This window comes from Nostoc sp., assembly GCF_036917655.1.
Classification (GTDB): Bacteria; Cyanobacteriota; Cyanobacteriia; order Cyanobacteriales; family Nostocaceae; genus Nostoc.
The window spans coordinates 1-18,946 of sequence record NZ_JBALCY010000060.1 but is presented as its reverse complement, the minus strand read 5'-3'; the positions used below and the strand labels follow the sequence as shown (position 1 = coordinate 18,946).

Below are 18,946 nucleotides of genomic sequence, written 5' to 3'. Positions count from 1 at the left end.
ATCAAACCCTAATTGTTACGTTCAAAGAAAAGCTGCAAGGATTGGTTTCAAAGCCTTGTAAATACTTGCTTGCAAGTTTTAGGACTGGTCTAATAAATCCCTGGACGACAGCGCGTTTCATGAGAATTTGGCTGTAATTATATGGGCCAGGAACAGGCTTTGAAGCATTATAAGTTGAGATTAAACCGCATAAAGGCAGACGGGCGTGCAGGTTAATTTTGGTTAAGACGGCATCAAGGATTATTCCGCCAACATTGTCAAAATACACATCGATTCCATTGGGACAAGCTTGAGCTAATGCTTTTTCTAAATCTCCAGTTTTATAGTTAATCGCTGCATCAAAGCCAAGTTCTTCTGTAAGCCAACGGCACTTTTCATCACTGCCAGTTATACCAACTACCCGACAACCCTTAATCTTGGCAATTTGTCCAACAATGGAACCAACTGCTCCTGCTGCGGCTGAAACGACCACAGTTTCTCCAACTTTGGGCTGTCCTATATCTAATAACCCAAAATAAGCTGTAAAACCAGTAGCTCCCAGTGGCCCAGCAAATGCGTTGAGCGGACAAGGCAGAGGATCAGGTAATCGCGTGAGCGAAAAGCCACTGTTTCCAAGAGCGATCGCGTAATCTTGCCAGCCTAGCATCCCTGATACCAAATCTCCCTTTTTAAAATTGGGATTTTTGGACTCTTCAACCACACCTATAATACCGCCACGCATAACTTCCCCAATTTCAACAGGAGGCATATACTGCTCTATATCGCTCATCCAGATCCGATTGGTCGGATCTAGTGACAGATATATAACACGTACCAGCACCTCATCATCTTTTGGGCTGGGGATTGGCTCTTCTCGGTACTCAAAATCGGTTTCTTTAATGTCACCAACGGGACGAGCAGCTAATAGAAACTGTCGATTTATCGCTCTAGTCATAAGTTTTTGTTGGGTGTGACTGAGAGTTGGTCAGAGTCTATATAGACTTCCTTGGGTTTTTCTGGTCTTCTAGCATTATTTTACTTTAGCATCACACTCAACCAGCACCAATTCACGCAAGCAACTTGCCACTGCGGATGTTTCGTTAGTAGCTTCTTGACTGATTCCTCAAACTTTTGGGCTGATTAACTAGCAATTAAAAATAAACAATCACTGTTGAATCCTGAAAGTATGGCTGAGTAAGGGTACAGCAGGTATTTTATGAAAAAGTTTAGATTTGCTTAAGCGCAACTACAGATCGAAAACTTTTTTTTGTTGACGGAAGAATCAGGGTTTCAGCCGACGTTTTGGGGCTGACGATCGCGATGTCTACTTTAAGGGGCTGCGCGATCGCTTGCACTGCACTCTTAACCCACCAACAACGCTCGTTCCTCGAAAACCAGACTCTAAGGCAAATTGTGTTTCTCAACTCGAATGAACGACTGGTAAGGGTTCTGGAAAACTTTTCGGTCTAACGCTCTTTCCACACGCCGCTCTAGATGCAAGCGATCGCCTCGCCCCCAATCCCCCCAACTCCCCATGACCAACATCCACAACCTGGGCATAATACTATCCAGTTTTTATCTGTTTTAGGCGATCGCTCTTTTTGATGTTTCCTCGCTTGATCTGATGGAGGCGATTTATCACCTGAAACCACACAGGCGATGGCGTTACGCCCACGCCCAGGCGATCGCACTCTCCTAGTAACTTTTCCTCTAAGAATTTAAGTTCGGCATCACTTAAAAAATTCCCTTCATTAAAGTAAGAAATTTTTACTATAAAAACATAAAGTAAGCGTATTTACTGATGCAATCGGAGATTTTGCATGGTTAATGTATAGCAAATAATACAGCATCGGCTGCTTAAGCTAGAAGGTAAAGTTTCAAAGTAAATGACTATCAAAAAACCCTTGGCCATCAAACAGCCAGAGGTGGGGCGGATCATTCGTGATTTGCGGCTTGCCTTCGGGCTAACGCAAGAACAGTTTGCAGCCCAGTTGGGTGTGACATATAGCACAATCAACCGTTGGGAAAATGGACGCTCTAAACCCTCACCGTTAGCGATGGAGAAGATTGAGGGGATGTTGGAAAAGATGGGCGCTCAGGGTCAGGATTTGTTGGCTAAGTATTTGCCGAATTAATGCTTGTTTAGTTTTGTTGTGGGCGGTAAGCGATCGCGTAGCGTGCCGGAGGCTCTAGCCATGCCATAGGCTTATCGCAGTAATTGGATTTAGTTCAGGGGATATCTACAAATAAATAAATGGTACAAGCCAAACGCAGAGCCAATACTGCCAACACTATTGGGCTACTGATTCCTATCCTGTTACAAGGTGAGGTAGAAGGATGGCAAAACACAGGCTGGGCTGGTGTCACTCAGACTACGTTAGAACTTTTGAGCTACTGGTTTGAAGAAGACAGAGACGGCCCGCAGTTCCATCAATGCCAGCAGCAGGCGATTGAAACTATCATCTACTGCCATGAAATTTTAAGGATTAAAAACCCGTATCAGCTGTATGAGAAGTTTGCCCCTGAAAGTCCTACAGTTCAGGCAATTACTCGCTCAAAACGATTACAGGATGAACTGAACCCGATTAGCTTTCCCAAATACTGCTTAAAAATGGCAACGGGTAGCGGTAAAACTTGGGTGCTGAATGCGCTCATAGTATGGCACTACTTCAACGCTCTAAACAATGAGCGTCCTGGTTTATTTACCAGCCGCTTTTTGATTGTCACCCCTGGACGGGAAGTACAGAAGCGAATTTTAGCATCTATTGAATTTGACCTAAGTCAGTCGCTATTTGTACCTCCTGGTACACGATGGCGCGATCGCTTTAACTTTGAGCTATATACCCCCGATGACTTTAGAGAAAATCTCACTCTCACCGATGGCCCGTTCCTAATGGTGACGAATTGGCAGCAGTTCCGGTTTGCCAAGGATAACCCGTCACTGTGGGAAGGACTTATGGGGGAACGTGAGGAAATTCCTAAAGCAGAAATTATCGCAGACTTGCTGACTGAATATCCTGATATCTGCGTTCTTAATGATGAGGCTCACCACGTCCATGCTACCAAAAAACCTAATTTGGAAACAGGAAAAGATGAGGAGCTAATCTGGCGGCGGTTTATGACTTTCTTAAACCAATGCCAACAAGAGCGTCATGAGTCAGCCCCATACCGAGTTTTTCAGCAGATTGATTTTTCAGCAACTCCCTTTTATGGCAGTGGAGACAATAAAGACTACTTCCCTCATATTGTCTATGACTACGATTTACCCCAAGCTTCAACAGATATGCTGGTTAAGCAGCTATTCTTGGAACAGCGCCAGGGGGCTAACTTAGCTGATTTGGACTTCAGGGCAGAACGCACACCAGCTTCTGGCAGAAAGCGGGGTGAAATTATCGGTTTGTCCCGTGGTCAGAAAATCATGCTGGAGATTGGCAAATCCAAACTAGAGCAGCTGACGCAGGAATTCAAAGTTAATGGAGTTAACCGCAAGCCAGTAATGCTTGTATTAGCTGAGGAAACGGATGTTGCTGACCGTGTGGGGGAACACTTCGCTGCCTTACCTGATGAAGATGGTAATTACTACGACAGTGAGCGGGTGGTCGTTTACCATTCCAACTTAAAAGACGCTGATTATAAGACTGCTGAGGTAAAGCTAGAAGACATTGACGACGACAATAAACCTCTACGAGTGGTGGTGTCGGTGCTATCAGTTCGAGAAGGTTTTGACCGTCACAATATCTGTGTAATTGTCATGCTCCGAGCTAGTGAAGCTGACCTATTGCTAGAGCAAGTTGTTGGGCGTGGTCTACGGGTGATGTTTCCAACTTATAGACCTGAGTATGACCAAATTCAAGACCTAAAGAAAGAAGCACGGCAGCAACTTCTCAACCGGGAACAACCCAGCAACGCTTTTGATTGTTTGTTCTTGGTGGAACACCCCAAGTTTAAGGATTTTTACGAGAACTACTTGCGATCGCAGGGTTACACTGTTGGCTCAGGTGACAGTTCGGGACAAAAGGCCGCGGGTGATTTAGTTGTAGTAGATGCTGATACTTTACGAATTCCCAAGTATGACATTTGCTGGCCGATACAAATCTTTGACAATACCCCTATCCCCAACTTAGCTGATATTGAAGTGAATTCTTTGGGGCATTACCCAGTAAAGTTTTCATTGCAAAAACAGATGTCAGCCAAGACACTAATAACTGATGTTCACGTTGAAACAGAAACTAAGGCTAAGACTTGGGTACTAGAAAACGATTACTTTGATTACAACTTTTTCCTTCAGCAAATAGCTAGGACGGTTACACAGTCAGGCAAGATGATGCACCTGACCGCCTTCAGTTCTGAGATTGCGGCTTTAGCAGATGAATATATTAGCCGTTGGCTATTCACCGAAGACATTGATTTTACTGACCCTGATAACTATCTAGTTCTTCAAAGTCAGCAGATAGTTGACTTTATTGTTAAACAAATCCGTTCTGCGATCGCACGGGCAACAGGTGACTTGCAGTATCAGCCTGGGGCAGTATGGCGCAAGCTGTCTGATGTCTCTCGGCTATTGATGCGACAGTCGAACATGGTAGCTGTACAGCGCTGCATTTATCCCTATCAGGCTGTGCAAACGGTTAACGGGGGATTTGAGCGGCGGATTATCAGCAAACTGCTGAATCCATCCCCAGAAGTTCTAGCATTTGCCAAGTTAGACCGGAAGCACGATTTAATTATTGCGTGGCGAGATGACCGAGGAATTCAGCGCAAGTATGAACCAGATTTTGTGGTTAAAACTGCTGACCGGATATTTTTGTTTGAGACGAAGGGCGACCATCTAATAGGCGACCCTAGCACAGCTTTAAAGGCTCAGGCTGCTGTTGCTTGGTGTAAGGCTGCTTCTACAGTAACCCCGCCAGGATTGCAGCCTCAAGAGTGGGAGTACATCATCCTGAAGCAGAGCGTATTTGAGGCAAATGAAGGGGGTTCCTTTAATGCCCTGCTGCCAATAATGCGAATGGAACGAGAGGCATTAATTGCCGGGCTTTATGGTGAATTGAGCTTGAATATTTAGGAGGAATTATGACTGAACCAACTAACCGCCGTCGAAAAGATTCAGTAAAAATGATATGGGATACAAAGCCAAAACGCGCTCCCAATCCCAGAGATATTGAATTCCAAACTGCTGAAATTGTAATTCCCAATCCTCAACAGTATCAGGGTAATATTCCTTTATTTGTAATTCCAGAGTAGGAAGTAGCTAATAAATTAAACCTAGATAAAAGGAATATATTATGACATTTGATGAGATGAATAAGTTCCAAAAAAATCGTTTAATTTGGGGCGATAACTTACTTGCTATGCAGGCACTTTTATCTCAGGGGTACGCTGGTAAGATTGATTTAATTTATATTGATCCACCATTTAATAGTGATGCTGATTACTCTTACGAAATGACTATAGAGGGTCAGCAAGTTGAAAAAGAAGCTAGCATAATTGAGCGACTAGCATATACTGATACGTGGGAGACAGGTATAGATTCATACTTGGATATGATGTATCCACGCTTGCAGTTGATGAAAAGATTATTGAGTGACTGTGGAAGTATATATGTGCATTGTGATTGGCGAGTAAACAGTCATTTAAGAATTCTTTTTGAAGAAGTTTTTGGTGCTAGAAATTTTGTCAACGAAATTATTTGGAAGCGTCGTGGTGGTGCGCTGAATAACTCTAAAAGCTATGGTGCTGTAACTGACACACTATTCTTATTTAAGAAATCTGATGATTTTATATTTCATCCACTTAAATCAAAAGAATCAGAAGAAGTTAAGGAATATATAAAAGAGAGATTTGTTTATGATGATGGTGATGGAAGGCTTTACAGTCGTGACCCAGTTACTAATCCTTCATCTACTCCAAGCTCAAGTTTAACTTATGAATACAAAGGATATAAACCGCCTGCTAAAGGTTGGGCATTCTCAATGGAAACTATGGAAGAATGGGATAGAAAAGGAAAATTATATTTTCCTTCTAACAAATCACAAAGAATTAGAAGAAAAACTTTTTTGGATGAGTACGAAGGGCAGCCTATTCAAAATTTATGGAATGATATTTATGTAATTAATTCTCAGGCAAATGAATATCTTGGCTACCCTACCCAAAAACCAGAAGCTCTTCTAGAACGCATCATTAAAGCTTCATCCAATGAAAATTCTCTAGTTGCCGATTTCTTCTGCGGAAGTGGCACAACAATGGCAGTAGCTGAAAAACTAAACCGCCGTTGGATTGGTTGCAACCTGGACAAGGTTGGTATTCAAGTCTCTCGCAATCGCCTAGTCAATCAAGGCGCTAAACCCTTTCTGCTAGAAAATATCGGCAACTACCAGCGTCACATGATTTATCTTTCTGGTAGCAAAATCAATGAGATGCAGCGAATTATCCTTAAGCTATACGGAGCAGCGCCCAGAAGCGATCGCCCCGACCTTGGAAGTCACACCCCCGATGGACAAGAATCTGAACTAGTGTATGTAGGCTATCCAGACAGACCCGTTACCGCAAAAAAAGTAATCGAACTGGCTCAAGAGGCTGAAATTCTTGACGGTACAGGCTATAAGACACTGGTGATATTGGCTTGGGATTATGATTACAACTTCACCACCGAACTAGAAAACCGAAAAGCAGCGTTGAGAACCCCGCTTAAGGTGAACATCAAGCCCTTGACCATTCCCCCAGAAATTTACAACTATCTTAAGAAAGCTAAGAATGAAGCTGAGTTAGACAGTCTACGGGACAAAATTACATTTCATGAAAAGCCCTACCTAAAAGTCAGCAAGCCAGAGGTAAGCAATGTTGGTGATGGCAAAGTAGTTATTACTTTGAAGATTGACCGCTATGTATTGATGAACTATCCCATTCCAGAAGCACAGCAGGTAGAACTCCGCAGGGCTATTAAGGATAATTTTGCAGCTTTAATCGACTACTGGGCAATTGATTGGGACTATGACGGAAAAACCTTCCGCTCTATTTGGCAAGCTATCCGGGGGAATGGGAAACAGGCATCAACTGTGGTAACTATGGCTGCAAGCCCAGAACTGCCAGCCGGGAAACGTGCGATCGCAGTTCGTTTGGTTGATGTCTTCGGTAATGATGCGAGTGCAACGGTAGAGGTGAAGTAGCGAATAAGTACAGGCGTTTGCATTATGCGATCGCAGAGATTATCGAATCCTCTAGGAATATCGAAAACCCTGCTGACATTGGCTATTGGATTGACATTAGTCGCGCCATGAATAGAACCTAATTACTAATACTAAGTACATCTAAAAAAGCGAAGGAGTAAAAATCATGGGACAATGGATTGATTTTCAACAAACTGTTAATCAAAGACTGCTAAGAGAAGATTTAGATAAAGAACAAACTAAAGTCAGAAACATGAACACCAAGGGACACGCTCTTGTCCGGGGTATTGCTGGTTCTGGTAAATCTTTAGTTTTAAGAAATAGAGTCGAGAAAATAATTGATGAATTTGATAACATTTTAATTCTCAGCTATAACCGTTTTATGAGTGGATGGCTCAAATCAAAGCTCAGAGAAAAAGGTATTAGCAAGGAAGTAACTTGCAACACTTTTCACAGTTGGGCTTATCGTAATTTAAAGTATGATTATAAATTTGATAAAAATGATGAAGCCAGAGCGCAAATTATAGATTTAGCTAGAAATTCAGAATTAAAATATCAAGCTATTTTAGTAGATGAAGCTCAAGATTTCTATGATGAGTGGTTTCGTGCTTTGCTAGAAATTTTAGATGATAATACAAAATCTTTATTTTTTGTCTACGATAATACTCAATCAGTATATGGACAATCTCACAGAAGAAAACAAGATTGGACATGGCGAAAACTGGGAATTGATGTTGTGGGGCGTTCTCAAATATTTGATGTTAACTATAGAAACTCCCCTGAAATTCTAGAATTGGCTTGGGAATTTATACTTGAAGCCTTATCAGAAGTCAATATGAAAGTTTCTAAAAAAGAACAAGCTGGAGGTAGAATAGGCGATATTATTCAACCCAAAAAGAAAAATTCCAGAAGTTCAAATATTAAACCAGCTTTATTGCAAATTTCTGATGAAGCGATGCCAGCTAAAATTGCACAGCAAGTCAAACTTGCCTTATCAAGTCATAAAGAATCTTCAATTGGTGTTTTGGTGCATCCACAGAATTGGAGACTAAAGAATGCAATTAGCGCAGAATTATCAAAGCTAAATATTGAACACCATGCCCCCAAAGGTTCTACAGACAGAGATATGAATGTGGTGGATAGACCTTTTGTAATTGTTGACTCTTGGAATGCCTTAAAAGGTGTTGAATTTGATGCAGTTATCATTGCTGGACTAGATAAAACTGATGAATACCCAGATGATCTAGATAAGGATTTTCAAGAAAAAGCAGGAATTTACACAGCCATGACTAGGGCAAGAGATCACTTAGTTATGCTGTATGATTCCAAGAATTCAATTGTTGACAGTATGGAAAATGCTCTAAATGCTCCTGAACAGTTGGAGAGTGAGGACTAAAAAAGTCATCTTGCTATTTGTAGCGATCGCACCCCTAAAAAACCCTGTAAACATCTACCTATGGCTACTCTAATTCCCTCATTTAATAGCTGCTCAATGCGAATGACCCCTGGCGAGAGGAGGTTAGCCCAGCGTTTGGAGGAAAAATTAGAGGATGACTATTTACTTTGGTATGACGTGCCAGTAGGTAAAAAGCAGTTGCACCCAGATTTTATCGTGCTGCATCCTAGCCGGGGCTTGTTCATCCTTGAAGTCAAAGACTGGAAGTTAGACACTATTCAGAGTATCAACCCCTCCACAGTCACACTGCTTACTGACAATGGAATAAAGGAAGTTAAACATCCACTACAACAAGCCAGAGATTATGCCCTAGCAGTCAACAAGATGCTAGAAAAAGACTCTGCCCTGGTGCAGCAAGAAGGTAATTACCAAGGTAAGCTGGTCATCCCCTACGGTTACGGCGTAGTATTCACCAACATCACCCGCAAAGCATTCAATGAAACTGAACTACCAGCAGTGTTTGAGGAACATTTAGTTATCTGCAAAGATGAAATGCTTCCAAAAACAGATGCAGGGGAATTTCAGCAACGACTTTGGGATTTATCAGCATATCAATTTGGTAAGACCCTCACCAGCAGCCAAATAGATAGAATCCGTTGGCATATCTTCCCAGAATTACGCATTAGTGCCAAACAGTTATCTTTGCTTGATGTTGACACTGCCACTGAAGAATCACCACATCTGCAAATTCCAGACATTCTCAAAATTATGGACTTGCAGCAAGAACAGTTGGCGCGGAGTCTAGGTGATGGACATCGGGTAATTCATGGCGTGGCTGGCTCTGGGAAAACCATGATTTTAGCCTACCGTTGCCAGCATCTTGCTCAAGTCAGTAATAAACCCATTTTGGTGCTATGCTTCAACGTCTCTCTTGCTGCCAAACTCCGGCAAACTATCCAAGATAAAAAGAAAGTCAATCACATCAAAGTGCGGCATTTTCATGGGTGGTGCATGGATTTACTCAAAAAGTATAATATCCCCAGACCTGAATCTAGGGAGTATCAAGGTGAAGCTTATATAGAAGAACTGGTTCAAAGAGTAATTAGCGCCGTTGATGCCAAGTTGATACCTGCTGGCACTTATGGCGCTGTCATGCTGGATGAGGGACATGACTTTAAACCAGAGTGGCTCAAATTAATTGCTCAGATGGTCAACCCCGAAACCAACTCTTTGCTTATCCTGTATGACGATGCCCAAAACCTCTACGGTGAAAAACACAATCAGAAATTTAGCTTTAAGAGCGTGGGCATTCAGGCACAGGGACGCACCACCATATTCAAACTCAACTACCGCAACACAGAGCAGGTGTTAGGGGTGGCTTATGAATTTGCTAAAGAAGTCATGACCCCTACCATCGGGGATGATGACCAAGTGATGTTGCTAGAACCTGCTAGTGCCGGACGGCAAGGCCCCAAACCAGACCTCATCCGTTTACCCAGTTTTAAACACGAGGTAGATTACCTAGCCGATAGAGTGCAACAATTGCACGAGCGAGATATTCCCTGGAACGAAATAGCAATTATCTACCGCTCCAACTTTATGGGCGAGGAAATTTACAACCAATTCCAGCAAGAGCAAATCCCAATAGAGTGGGTAAATGCCAATAGTGACAGCCGCAATTACAACCCAGCCAAGCAAAGCATTAAACTCATAACCATGCATTCCAGCAAAGGGTTAGAGTTCCCAGTGGTGCTTATTCCTGGCATTGGTTATATGCCTCATCAATACAATACACCAGAAGAAGAAGCGCGGCTATTGTATGTGGCGATGACACGAGCAATTGAGCAACTAATTCTGACAAGCGATCGCTCCTCAGAATTTACCAGCCGTTTGGAGACAGTATTAGAGAAGGTGACAACCAAAATAAATTCTTAGAGGAAACACCATGCGATGCCGTTCGCGGAGCGTCTCGTAGAGAAGGCGGGCGGGTACGCCATCGCAACTAGAAAATGAGAGAACTCAGTCGTAGCGATCGCCGCCACCCAATTCTTAGAGGAAAAGAGGAGCGATCGCTATAAAGCAGGCGGGTAAGCGATGCCTACGGCGGTAAACTACGCAGATTTACTATGTGTTTTCTAGTACATTACTAGCCAGTTGTGGCGTTCGCGCAGCGTCTCGTAGAGAAGCGATGACCGAGCGCTGTGGGTTGGCTGCTCTTGTTCTTCTACAGCTTTGGGTCAACAACTGGCGATTTGTGACTGTTGCCTTCTCTTGATATCTCATTTAAATGGCAATTCAGAGACAAGTGATGCCAAATTGCCAGAACTTTTGAACATGGCGCTGTAATTTCAGCTTTTTCTTAGAAGAAAACCAACAGCGATCGCTCTCTCTTCACCCCTTAAATTCCCAATCCTGCTAAAATCTCCATATCCAATCACACAAACCCACTACCATGTCTGGCAAAGGATTTGGGGAACGCCAACCTACAAAAATCGATAAACTTATTGAATCTGCGGTGCGTTACTGCCACCAACGCAGTCCAGAAGCCTTAGACAGCATCTTTGATAATCTACCTGTAAAGCTCAACCAGCAAGTGTTAGATGGTACAGTTGCAGCTTTAGAAAAAGATATTGATAGCCTCAGTTGGCTGTGTGGCTATTTTGCATCCGAAATTAACAGCAGTTCTGACAACGATAAACCCTACCATCCCATTACGTCGTTATCAAAACTGTTGATTACATCTGGAATGCAGCCATTAGTTGATTTTATGCCTTATGTCGGTTGCCGCATTTCCATACTCAACAACGAGAAATTTTAAGCACTACCTCCCAAAGTTCAGGCAGCAGTTAAAGAAGGCTTTGATGTGACAGAAACTAGTGGGGAAGAGGCACAAAGGATAAATGAGGCGCTGTTACGAGAGTTGTCAGTGTAGTAGATAAATAGTGGCGCTGATTGATGAGCCATAAGCTTGCCCCACACCCAGGCGATCGCACTATTCAATAAGCATTTCGATTTAATCATCTGGAAACTGCCAAGATGAAATACTTTCTACATCTTTGCTGTTGCATTTAACACACTTAATGTCAAACACTGAATCCATCCACTCATAGCCGCAAGTACGACAATGACAAAAAATATTATTGCGGTTGGCATCTTTTATACCCTGATGCCATTGCTGTAGTTGGTCTGGATTTTGAAAAGGTAAATTATCAGACATTTTCATCAGCCCTTCGCTATCACCAGTCTACTTAAACGGTTGCCCCGATTGCGAGTTTCCTCTTTACCCTGGACAAATTGAGCCATGCCATCGCCTTTTTGCGCCAGTTTTTGTAAGTTTTTCCGTTTTTTCGTAAAAGTAATAAAGTGGGTACAACCGCACCTTGACTGTCTGCTAAACTCTGCTTCTAGGGAACCCAGATATCCAAAAGTTGATCATGTCATTAATTCCAAATACATTAGCAACCTTCGTAGCTCTTTTCCCAATCGCCAATCCAATCGGTGCAGTTCCGGTTTTTTACAGTTTAACAGCGAGGGAAACATCATCTGAGCGTCATCAGCAGGCAAAACAAACTGCCACAAATGTAGTTTTAGTTCTAGCTGTGTTTTTAGTCGCTGGCAGATGGATACTAGAATTTTTTGGAATCTCACTTCAGGTGTTGCGAGTGGCTGGCGGATTACTTGTCGCTCATACAGCGTGGGAAATGGTTACAGCTCGTCAACGGCTAACTCCATCAGAAAATGATGAGGCTATAGATAAAGAGGATATTTCTTTTACACCAATGGCAGTACCATTGGTCAGTGGGCCTGGAGCAATTGGGGTAGTAACGAGTTTATCGATTAGCTTTAATGATTGGGTAGACTATCTAGAATCTTTAGTGGGAATTGTTTTAATCGGAATTAGCCTTTACTTGTGCCTCGTCTTAGGAGAGCCACTGATTAAGAGGTTAGGAAAAAATGGTATAGGAGCCTTAAATCGAGTTTTTGGTTTTTTCATCCTCGCAATTGGTGTACGGTTTATTTCTGATGGTTCTATTTCCTTATTGAAAGATGCATTCCATATTCAAGTAAAATAATCATATTGCTTTTACTGTAGAGGAAAAGTTGGGAGCGATGCCGAACGCGAACAGCGTCTCCTTGGCGCAGCCTCTCGTAGAGAAGAGTTGGCGGGCGGGTACGCCATCACATCCAAACAAAAAAGCCCAGTCATCTCATAACTGGACTTTTAACTATCTCAATCAATTATTGTCGGTAGAGTAGTCTCATCACAACCAATTAGGCAGCAGGTTGTTCCAAATTAACCTTGACAACTTTATTCTTTTCTTGCTCAGACTTGGGCAGTGTCAGATTCAAAATACCGTCTTTATAATCTGCGGTGACATTGGTATTTTGAATCCGAGCAGATAGAGGAATTACACGTTGGAATTTACCATAGTAGAATTCGCTCTTGGTAGTGCCATTGTTTTCGGTTTTAGTTTGGGACTTGCGCTCACCGCTAATGTGAACAGCGTCTTCAGTGACTTGAATATCTAAGTCTTTAGCTTCAAGTCCTGGTAGTTCTAACTTGAGATGAATCGCATCATCAGTTTCTTGTAGTTCAGCCGCCGGAACTTTGATAAAATCTCTGTCAAACCGTGCAGATGGAACTCTGGTATCTCCAAAGAAGGCGTTGATGTGAGGTTCTAAAGTGTTCAATTCTTGTCAGAAAATCGGTGGTATGCGATCGCTTGTTTCCTCTAAGAAATCGACGTGACTACTACGGACGATATTCTTGACCAGATGAATGATGAGGACGAAGAGGAAGACAATCCACCAACGTCCGAATCTAGATAACACATGAATCTAGCCCCTAGCTTGCCACTAGGGGCAATATGCACCTTGATTTTAGCAAATGCCGATGCAATCACAATCAATTTATTCTCCCCTTTATCTCCAAATTTACCAACGTGAGGGAACGCGCTGGTTTTCCATCCTGGTAAGGTTTTTTACAATGCTTATTTAGAATCGACGCTCGAAAGAAACGGGTTGACCAAAATGAAAGTTTTGGTTGAGCTATTCCGCATAAATGGAGGTAGGTCTGGTTACTATTTGGCAAACTTGCGGGACAAGAAATACTACTACTGTGGTCAAGACTGGGCAAGTGTCAAAGCCAAGCTAAGAGAATTAGGTATTGGCAGAGATGAGCCAAGTTACTAATGAAATTGATTTATTTTTGAGCGATCGCTCAATTTACAGTTGTAGCGATCGCTCCTCATCCTCTAAGAGAAAGGGGCTGATTTTTGTATCCGCTCAATAAATCGGGGCGAACTACCAGTTTGGGAACGATTTTACATTATTTGAGGCTTGTCACTGAGCGATTTACCCCGGATTATTGAGCGCTTACTGATTTTTGTAGTGCAGATTTGAAAGATACATCGCTCCCGCTAGATAATCTTTTTCTGATTAAGCTTTCGGATTTCTGCAATTACACCATCAAGCCCACGATTACCATAAATAATTAGCAATCGTTCAGCAGATAAGTAACTTAGCACAGGGTTGCGAAACTGTTTAATATATGTTGTATCCATAGGATTATAGCCAAACTGGGGAGCGATCGCTCTCAATTGCTCTTGAACAGTAGTAACAGCTGGAATTGATAAAACAAAATCGGCATCTGACAGGTTATGCAAGGCATATTCAGCCAGGAAGTTAGTTTGTGATGAATTTGTAGTTAGCGCGAAACTACCAAGCTTACGGACTATCGGTAAACGCAAATGGTTTTGCTTATCCATGAATAAGTAACCTTGAGCTATGGGGTCAATTCCAGCAATAATTGCAGCCGCACGTAACCAGTTAACTACTTTGTACTCGTTACCGAGAGTGGGAGATGAGTGAGCGCAAGCTTGAGTAATCACAAACTCTGGCGATAACTTTCGCTTCATCGTCTCTGCTAAACTGATAATGTGATGACTACCAGTTCTGGAATCGCCCGACGCACCGTAGTTGTCTGTTTTACCATTCCCACCGAAGTTCAATTCCTGGAACTCGGTGCCATTCACGTTCCACTGAAAGACGATTGACTTGGCCCAGTCATGCCAAATCGGTGCTGCAATTAATAGGTCGTTGCTGATATAAGTATCTGAATCAACTTTGCTTTGACTATATGGATTGACAATTGGCAAACCACTGTGATTTCTTTGACCATATATTAGCCGATAATTACTTGCAAAGCTCAAATTACTAATATTATTAAACGCTTCATGTATTGGTAGTCCTCCGGGATAAGCATGGTGACTGTTATTTCCACTCCCAGGTGCAGAGAAAAAAGATTGAGGAAGTTGAGGACACGCACTAGTATCATTGATTACTGGTGGGAAAATTCCAGCTATTAATCCACCTGGAAAGGTCGTATCCGCAGCAGCATCTACCAAGCCGGATTTGAGCAATTGCTGTACAATCTCTTGCTTTTTGCTATCAGTTAATCCGTATCTATGCATGATACAGGTTGTGGGATTATCAATGGCATCAAGTGTGGCTTTTCTCAGTTTGACATCTTTTATTTCTTGTGTCTGATTTACCAAAAAATTTTTCGCTGACTGCACTAGGGGGGATTTTTCAGCAAGCCTAATCGCTTCAGTATTACCCGCTCCCAACATCTGTTGGTTGGTGTTATTGCTCATAACATCATATCCTTTCAGTTTGCCTTGTTCCTCCTCTGCTCGTAAAGGTGTGAGCAACAATAATAAGCTCAAGCATAAACTTACTAATAATAGAATATGAGATGCTTTCATGAAGATTATCAGCCTTTAATTACAAAAGATTAATCCTCTATTGCAGTTGCCTCTGGAAAATTTACTTCCTAGAGGCAACCGCAAACTCATTTAGGTGTAAATTGGCCCATGTGAATCTTGACTACGAATCGGAAATTCTACAAATCCCACTGGATGATGAGTAAAATGTAGTACAGACAAACCGGGATTATCTTCAGTCGCATAGGCCATAGATGCATCTATGTATTCACCCTGTAACCGTGCTAGTTCTCCTGCGATGAATGGTACTGGATCTACTAACCCTTCATTATCTCCAAAGCGAATAGCCACAAAGATTTCATTGCTCACTTCCAGTCCTTCTGGAAATCCCTCAGTATGCTCAACCTGAATATTGCTTAAAATTAAATGCTGATGATTCGCACCATGATGATTTTCTGGAGCCGGAAACAATTTTTCAATGTTGCCAACTACTCGAATTAGTGGTGCGCCCAAGGAATGCTTGAAACGATGATGATTCAGGAATCCTGTTGCTTTGGTAAATTTGCTCATAAAACGCTACTTTTCAGAGTTGGAAAGTTTTCTTAGGCAGTTTCCAGTCAATCATGAAGCAAGCCTTTTAGAAGTATACATAAGATACAAATTTACAAATCTACTAATTGCTGCTAAATATTTAGTGATTGCTGTTGACAATCTTTGCATCCTAACAATGTCCCCACTACTCCACCCACAAAAAACGGGAGCAACGTTTTTTGATATCGGTTTTAATTCTGCTGCTGGTAGAGATGCTTGAATAAAGGCATTCAGCCTATAAATATCCTGGCGGCGAGCGGTAGAACCAAATAAATTAACCCGCTATACTCCTCTGCTTAAACTTAGCTTAAACCCCGGATAAACAAATATTAATCTCTCCTTTTTTTAGATAAACTTCAGATTTATTTAATATTTTTACTTTAGTTTTTTATCAAACTACTTCATCAATATAGAGTACAGTAAAAGTAAATAACTAAAAATAACTGGCTTATGTCGAAAAAAGTTAGTTCAGCAATTAATCCGACTTTTTTAACAGACGTAAATCATGGTGGAAAGAAAGAGCAACCACAGAAGATTGCAGAGCAATTAGCCGAGTTTGTTGATGAAGCAAAGTCAAATCTACACATTGCAATCTATGATTTTCGTTTAACAGAACCAACCCTTGCAGAACCCGTAATTACAGCACTTAAGAATAAAGCCCAAGCGGGTGTGAAAGTGAGAATTGCCTTTGATCATGGAAAACCTGAAACTAAAACAGTTGATCCCTTCATTGCTAGTGGCAGTGATCCAGCACCCAAAGGAACCAAAGCATTCCTAGAAAGTGTATTTGAGGGAACCCAAGTTGAAATTGAGAGCATTGCTGGCTCAAAGCTGATGCATAATAAATATGTCATTCGAGATGTGAATACCAGCGAAGCAACTCTGTGGACTGGTTCAGCCAATTTCACAGACGATGCTTGGACTTACCAAGACAACAATATATTGCAAATTTCTTCGCCGCAGCTTTGCTCGTACTATGAAACTGACTTTCAGGAATTGTGGATCAGTGGCAATATCAAGAGCACAGGTGTTGGGGATAGTGGTAAAGTTTATATTGGTTCTACAGAAGTTGATTTCGCCTTCTCGCCAGGAGAGGGTCAGACTATCGACCACATCATTTCTAGCTTAATTGGTTCAGCAAAAAAGCGAATCAAGATTGCTTCCATGATGATCACTTCTCATGCAATTCTCGCTGCACTTGATGATGCCCTCAGACACAACCAGGTGAAAGATTTTAGTGGAGTGTACGATGCTACACAAATGTCTCATGTGGTGAAACTTTGGCACAAAGCTGAAGCAAGTGTCGGTGTTGCTGAAACTTTTAAAGAGGTGTCATCCCATCTAGTTGGTAAGCACTCTGAGCCTTATAAACCAGATAGCAAGCATAATTTCATGCACAATAAGGTTGTCGTATGTGACAACATTGTAGTGAGTGGCAGTTTTAACTTTTCTCGCAGTGCTACACAAAATGCTGAAAATATCGTTGTGTTACATGATCCGAGCTTGGCAGAGCAATATAGCGATTACATTGACCAACTGCTGGCGCACTATAGCAAAGTATAGTCACAGCAACAGCCGGATCACTATCTCCTGAATAAACCCTACAGGGCGGCAAACGGATTCTTTTTTCACCGAGGTCGGTTCTTCAGGAATGTACTGCTTGACAAAATTGAGATATTCCTGCCTTCTTCATCCACAATTTGATTGAGGATTTAATTCACTTGAGACAGGCATTAGCGCAATTCATTCTATAGTCACCCTTTGCCTGAATCTGCTACTCTCTTAAAGTCATACTAAACAAAAGGTAAATTAAACGGCAACCTTAATGATCGTGCTCACGTCCATCTTAGTTAAGGATAGTCTTAATAAAGAGGTATCAATTTGTCAAACCTAGAGCTTTACAGCACTCTCAGATTGAAATAAAAGGAATGAACTTTACTCAAATTCCTTAACTTAGATGCTAACTGCGATGAAAAATGACCACAAAAAATTCTGCTTCACTCGTTGGTTCAATCGTTCTCAATGGATATTCCCTATAATTTCGATGATTGTAGCTTTCGGGATATGGGCTATATCTTCTGCATGGCCTGCTAATGCTTCATTCTTTGACCTGTTCTCTGGTGGCATCCAAGTTATTCAACTGTCCAATCTTTCTGATCGACAAGAAATTGACTTGGGTCGTCAGATGAATCAGCAGATTCTACAAACTCAGTTCCATCTCATTAATGATTCGGTGATTACTCAATATGTGAACAGAGTCGGACAGCACCTAGTTTCTTACAGTCAGCGTCCAAATATTCCTTACCATTTCCAAGTGGTCAAGGACAAACAAATTAATGCTTTTGCGACTACAGGTGGCTATGTTTATGTTACCACTGCTTTACTAGCCGCAGCTGACAATGAAGCTCAACTTGCTAGCGTCCTTGGTCATGAAATGGGACATATTGCGGCGCGGCATGTGATCAAACAGATGAAGCAGCAAGCCATCGAATCAGGAATTGTTAGTGCTGTGGGGCTGAACAAAAACACTGCCGTTAATTTGGGAGTTCAATTAGCATTGAACTTACCTGGAAGCCGCCAGCATGAGTTTGAGGCAGACCATAAGGGACTGTTCACTTTTACAAAAGCCGGTTACGATGCCAGTGCAATGCCAGCTTTTATGCAGAAACTCGTTAACTCTAGCTCAGTGCCAGCATTTTTAAGTACTCATCCTGCCACTCCAGACCGAATTCGCACTCTTAACCAATTGATTACTGAGAACCACTTAAGTAATGGTTCTCTTGGGCTAGGCAATACCAACTATAAAGCGACAATTCGTTCCAGGTTAAATAGTTAGACTATGTTGAAAAGCCAAAACTGGAGTTGCAGCTTCGAGTATAGGGTATAGGGACGAAACAGAATCGGCTTTGGCTTTTCAAGAGAACCTAAAGCACAGACAACACTTCCAAGCAATTGAGTAGAGCGATATCTGCGATGGTCACTGAGCTTTGTCGTACCACTTCGTGGAAGCAAGCTACGCGCTGCGTCTCGTAGAGAAAGAAGTGCGGACTATTCGCTGTTGCATGAGTTCCCCCTCACCGATTGAACGT

The 18,946-nt window shown here is 42.1% G+C and carries 21 protein-coding genes; 13 read left to right on the top strand and 8 right to left on the bottom strand.

What is annotated here, in order from left to right; all coding sequences use genetic code 11:
* Position 1 precedes the first annotated feature (1 nt).
* Both V7K30_RS20670 and V7K30_RS20665 read right to left on the bottom strand, forming a co-directional pair.
* Positions 2 to 934 carry an NADP-dependent oxidoreductase gene (locus V7K30_RS20670; protein ID WP_335002421.1) on the bottom strand — a complete coding sequence of 311 codons (933 nt, stop codon included), beginning with the start codon at positions 932 to 934 and terminating at the stop codon, positions 2 to 4.
* 535 nt (positions 935 to 1,469) lie between these two features.
* A complete protein-coding gene (locus tag V7K30_RS20665) occupies positions 1,470 to 1,670 on the bottom strand; it encodes a hypothetical protein (protein WP_335002419.1) in 201 nt (66 codons plus the stop codon).
* Positions 1,671 to 1,865: 195 nt separating this feature from the next.
* On the opposite strand from V7K30_RS20665, the gene V7K30_RS20660 reads away from it, so the two are divergent.
* The 8 genes from V7K30_RS20660 (at position 1,866) to V7K30_RS20625 (ending at position 11,359) form a co-directional block, all read left to right on the top strand.
* On the top strand, positions 1,866 to 2,114 hold the full coding sequence (locus V7K30_RS20660) for a helix-turn-helix domain-containing protein (protein WP_335002417.1): 249 nt from the start codon (positions 1,866 to 1,868) through the stop codon (positions 2,112 to 2,114).
* 119 nt (positions 2,115 to 2,233) lie between these two features.
* The gene (locus V7K30_RS20655; RefSeq protein WP_335002416.1) at positions 2,234 to 5,044 is read left to right on the top strand and encodes a DEAD/DEAH box helicase; all 2,811 of its coding nucleotides are present in this window, start codon (positions 2,234 to 2,236) and stop codon (positions 5,042 to 5,044) included.
* Positions 5,045 to 5,052: 8 nt separating this feature from the next.
* On the top strand, positions 5,053 to 5,223 hold the full coding sequence (locus tag V7K30_RS20650) for a hypothetical protein (RefSeq protein ID WP_335002414.1): 171 nt from the start codon (positions 5,053 to 5,055) through the stop codon (positions 5,221 to 5,223).
* A 41-nt stretch (positions 5,224 to 5,264) separates the two neighbouring features.
* Entirely contained in the window at positions 5,265 to 7,145 is a 1,881-nt protein-coding gene (locus V7K30_RS20645) for a site-specific DNA-methyltransferase (protein WP_335002413.1), read from the top strand.
* A 166-nt stretch (positions 7,146 to 7,311) separates the two neighbouring features.
* The gene (locus V7K30_RS20640; protein WP_335002411.1) at positions 7,312 to 8,541 is read left to right on the top strand and encodes a UvrD-helicase domain-containing protein; all 1,230 of its coding nucleotides are present in this window, start codon (positions 7,312 to 7,314) and stop codon (positions 8,539 to 8,541) included.
* A 96-nt stretch (positions 8,542 to 8,637) separates the two neighbouring features.
* Entirely contained in the window at positions 8,638 to 10,476 is a 1,839-nt protein-coding gene (locus tag V7K30_RS20635; protein ID WP_335002409.1) for a 3'-5' exonuclease, read from the top strand.
* A 193-nt stretch (positions 10,477 to 10,669) separates the two neighbouring features.
* Positions 10,670 to 10,816, top strand: a complete 147-nt coding sequence (locus tag V7K30_RS20630) for a hypothetical protein (protein WP_335002407.1) — start codon at positions 10,670 to 10,672, stop codon at positions 10,814 to 10,816.
* Between the two features lie 177 nt (positions 10,817 to 10,993).
* Entirely contained in the window at positions 10,994 to 11,359 is a 366-nt protein-coding gene (locus V7K30_RS20625) for a hypothetical protein (protein WP_335002405.1), read from the top strand.
* A 17-nt stretch (positions 11,360 to 11,376) separates the two neighbouring features.
* Here the strand turns inward: V7K30_RS20625 and V7K30_RS20620 are convergent, their stop codons facing one another.
* Both V7K30_RS20620 and V7K30_RS20615 read right to left on the bottom strand, forming a co-directional pair.
* Positions 11,377 to 11,562, bottom strand: a complete 186-nt coding sequence (locus V7K30_RS20620) for a hypothetical protein (RefSeq protein ID WP_335002404.1) — start codon at positions 11,560 to 11,562, stop codon at positions 11,377 to 11,379.
* Positions 11,555 to 11,758 carry a hypothetical protein gene (locus V7K30_RS20615; RefSeq protein WP_335002402.1) on the bottom strand — a complete coding sequence of 68 codons (204 nt, stop codon included), beginning with the start codon at positions 11,756 to 11,758 and terminating at the stop codon, positions 11,555 to 11,557. Before V7K30_RS20615 ends, V7K30_RS20620 begins: the two co-directional genes overlap by 8 nt.
* A gap of 217 nt (positions 11,759 to 11,975) precedes the next feature.
* Here V7K30_RS20615 and V7K30_RS20610 point away from each other — a divergent pair, with 217 nt between their 5' ends.
* Positions 11,976 to 12,614: a MarC family protein gene (locus V7K30_RS20610; protein WP_335002400.1), complete on the top strand. Its 639-nt coding sequence runs from the start codon at positions 11,976 to 11,978 to the stop codon at positions 12,612 to 12,614.
* Positions 12,615 to 12,651: 37 nt separating this feature from the next.
* Positions 12,652 to 12,798, top strand: coding sequence for a hypothetical protein (locus V7K30_RS20605; protein ID WP_335002398.1), 147 nt, complete (start codon positions 12,652 to 12,654; stop codon positions 12,796 to 12,798).
* A gap of 15 nt (positions 12,799 to 12,813) precedes the next feature.
* Here the strand turns inward: V7K30_RS20605 and V7K30_RS20600 are convergent, their stop codons facing one another.
* Together V7K30_RS20600 and V7K30_RS20595 are read right to left on the bottom strand one after the other, a co-directional pair.
* Positions 12,814 to 13,233 carry an Hsp20/alpha crystallin family protein gene (locus V7K30_RS20600; RefSeq protein ID WP_335002396.1) on the bottom strand — a complete coding sequence of 140 codons (420 nt, stop codon included), beginning with the start codon at positions 13,231 to 13,233 and terminating at the stop codon, positions 12,814 to 12,816.
* A 6-nt stretch (positions 13,234 to 13,239) separates the two neighbouring features.
* A complete protein-coding gene (locus V7K30_RS20595) occupies positions 13,240 to 13,374 on the bottom strand; it encodes a hypothetical protein (RefSeq protein ID WP_335002394.1) in 135 nt (44 codons plus the stop codon).
* Between the two features lie 198 nt (positions 13,375 to 13,572).
* On the opposite strand from V7K30_RS20595, the gene V7K30_RS20590 reads away from it, so the two are divergent.
* A complete protein-coding gene (locus tag V7K30_RS20590; RefSeq protein ID WP_335002393.1) occupies positions 13,573 to 13,734 on the top strand; it encodes a hypothetical protein in 162 nt (53 codons plus the stop codon).
* A 227-nt stretch (positions 13,735 to 13,961) separates the two neighbouring features.
* Here the strand turns inward: V7K30_RS20590 and V7K30_RS20585 are convergent, their stop codons facing one another.
* Both V7K30_RS20585 and V7K30_RS20580 read right to left on the bottom strand, forming a co-directional pair.
* Complete coding sequence (locus V7K30_RS20585) at positions 13,962 to 15,308, bottom strand: hypothetical protein (protein ID WP_335002391.1); 1,347 nt, start codon at positions 15,306 to 15,308, stop codon at positions 13,962 to 13,964.
* A gap of 90 nt (positions 15,309 to 15,398) precedes the next feature.
* The gene (locus V7K30_RS20580) at positions 15,399 to 15,836 is read right to left on the bottom strand and encodes a hypothetical protein (RefSeq protein WP_335002389.1); all 438 of its coding nucleotides are present in this window, start codon (positions 15,834 to 15,836) and stop codon (positions 15,399 to 15,401) included.
* Between the two features lie 471 nt (positions 15,837 to 16,307).
* On the opposite strand from V7K30_RS20580, the gene V7K30_RS20575 reads away from it, so the two are divergent.
* On the top strand, positions 16,308 to 17,420 hold the full coding sequence (locus V7K30_RS20575) for a phospholipase D-like domain-containing protein (protein ID WP_335002387.1): 1,113 nt from the start codon (positions 16,308 to 16,310) through the stop codon (positions 17,418 to 17,420).
* 394 nt (positions 17,421 to 17,814) lie between these two features.
* Positions 17,815 to 18,693: a M48 family metallopeptidase gene (locus tag V7K30_RS20570; RefSeq protein ID WP_335002385.1), complete on the top strand. Its 879-nt coding sequence runs from the start codon at positions 17,815 to 17,817 to the stop codon at positions 18,691 to 18,693.
* The last annotated feature ends 253 nt before the right edge of the window (positions 18,694 to 18,946 follow it).

Excerpts from the sequence above, each read along its gene's own strand:
- V7K30_RS20670 (WP_335002421.1), bottom strand. The coding sequence starts at position 934 with ATGACTAGAGCGATAAATCGACAGTTTCTATTAGCTGCTCGTCCCGTT.
- V7K30_RS20660 (WP_335002417.1), top strand. The coding sequence starts at position 1,866 with ATGACTATCAAAAAACCCTTGGCCATCAAACAGCCAGAGGTGGGGCGG.
- V7K30_RS20655 (WP_335002416.1), top strand. The coding sequence starts at position 2,234 with ATGGTACAAGCCAAACGCAGAGCCAATACTGCCAACACTATTGGGCTA.
- V7K30_RS20650 (WP_335002414.1), top strand. The coding sequence starts at position 5,053 with ATGACTGAACCAACTAACCGCCGTCGAAAAGATTCAGTAAAAATGATA.
- V7K30_RS20645 (WP_335002413.1), top strand. The coding sequence starts at position 5,265 with ATGACATTTGATGAGATGAATAAGTTCCAAAAAAATCGTTTAATTTGG.
- V7K30_RS20640 (WP_335002411.1), top strand. The coding sequence starts at position 7,312 with ATGGGACAATGGATTGATTTTCAACAAACTGTTAATCAAAGACTGCTA.
- V7K30_RS20635 (WP_335002409.1), top strand. The coding sequence starts at position 8,638 with ATGCGAATGACCCCTGGCGAGAGGAGGTTAGCCCAGCGTTTGGAGGAA.
- V7K30_RS20625 (WP_335002405.1), top strand. The coding sequence starts at position 10,994 with ATGTCTGGCAAAGGATTTGGGGAACGCCAACCTACAAAAATCGATAAA.
- V7K30_RS20620 (WP_335002404.1), bottom strand. The coding sequence starts at position 11,562 with ATGATTAAATCGAAATGCTTATTGAATAGTGCGATCGCCTGGGTGTGG.
- V7K30_RS20615 (WP_335002402.1), bottom strand. The coding sequence starts at position 11,758 with ATGTCTGATAATTTACCTTTTCAAAATCCAGACCAACTACAGCAATGG.
- V7K30_RS20610 (WP_335002400.1), top strand. The coding sequence starts at position 11,976 with ATGTCATTAATTCCAAATACATTAGCAACCTTCGTAGCTCTTTTCCCA.
- V7K30_RS20605 (WP_335002398.1), top strand. The coding sequence starts at position 12,652 with ATGCCGAACGCGAACAGCGTCTCCTTGGCGCAGCCTCTCGTAGAGAAG.
- V7K30_RS20590 (WP_335002393.1), top strand. The coding sequence starts at position 13,573 with ATGAAAGTTTTGGTTGAGCTATTCCGCATAAATGGAGGTAGGTCTGGT.
- V7K30_RS20585 (WP_335002391.1), bottom strand. The coding sequence starts at position 15,308 with ATGAAAGCATCTCATATTCTATTATTAGTAAGTTTATGCTTGAGCTTA.
- V7K30_RS20580 (WP_335002389.1), bottom strand. The coding sequence starts at position 15,836 with ATGAGCAAATTTACCAAAGCAACAGGATTCCTGAATCATCATCGTTTC.
- V7K30_RS20575 (WP_335002387.1), top strand. The coding sequence starts at position 16,308 with ATGTCGAAAAAAGTTAGTTCAGCAATTAATCCGACTTTTTTAACAGAC.
- V7K30_RS20570 (WP_335002385.1), top strand. The coding sequence starts at position 17,815 with ATGCTAACTGCGATGAAAAATGACCACAAAAAATTCTGCTTCACTCGT.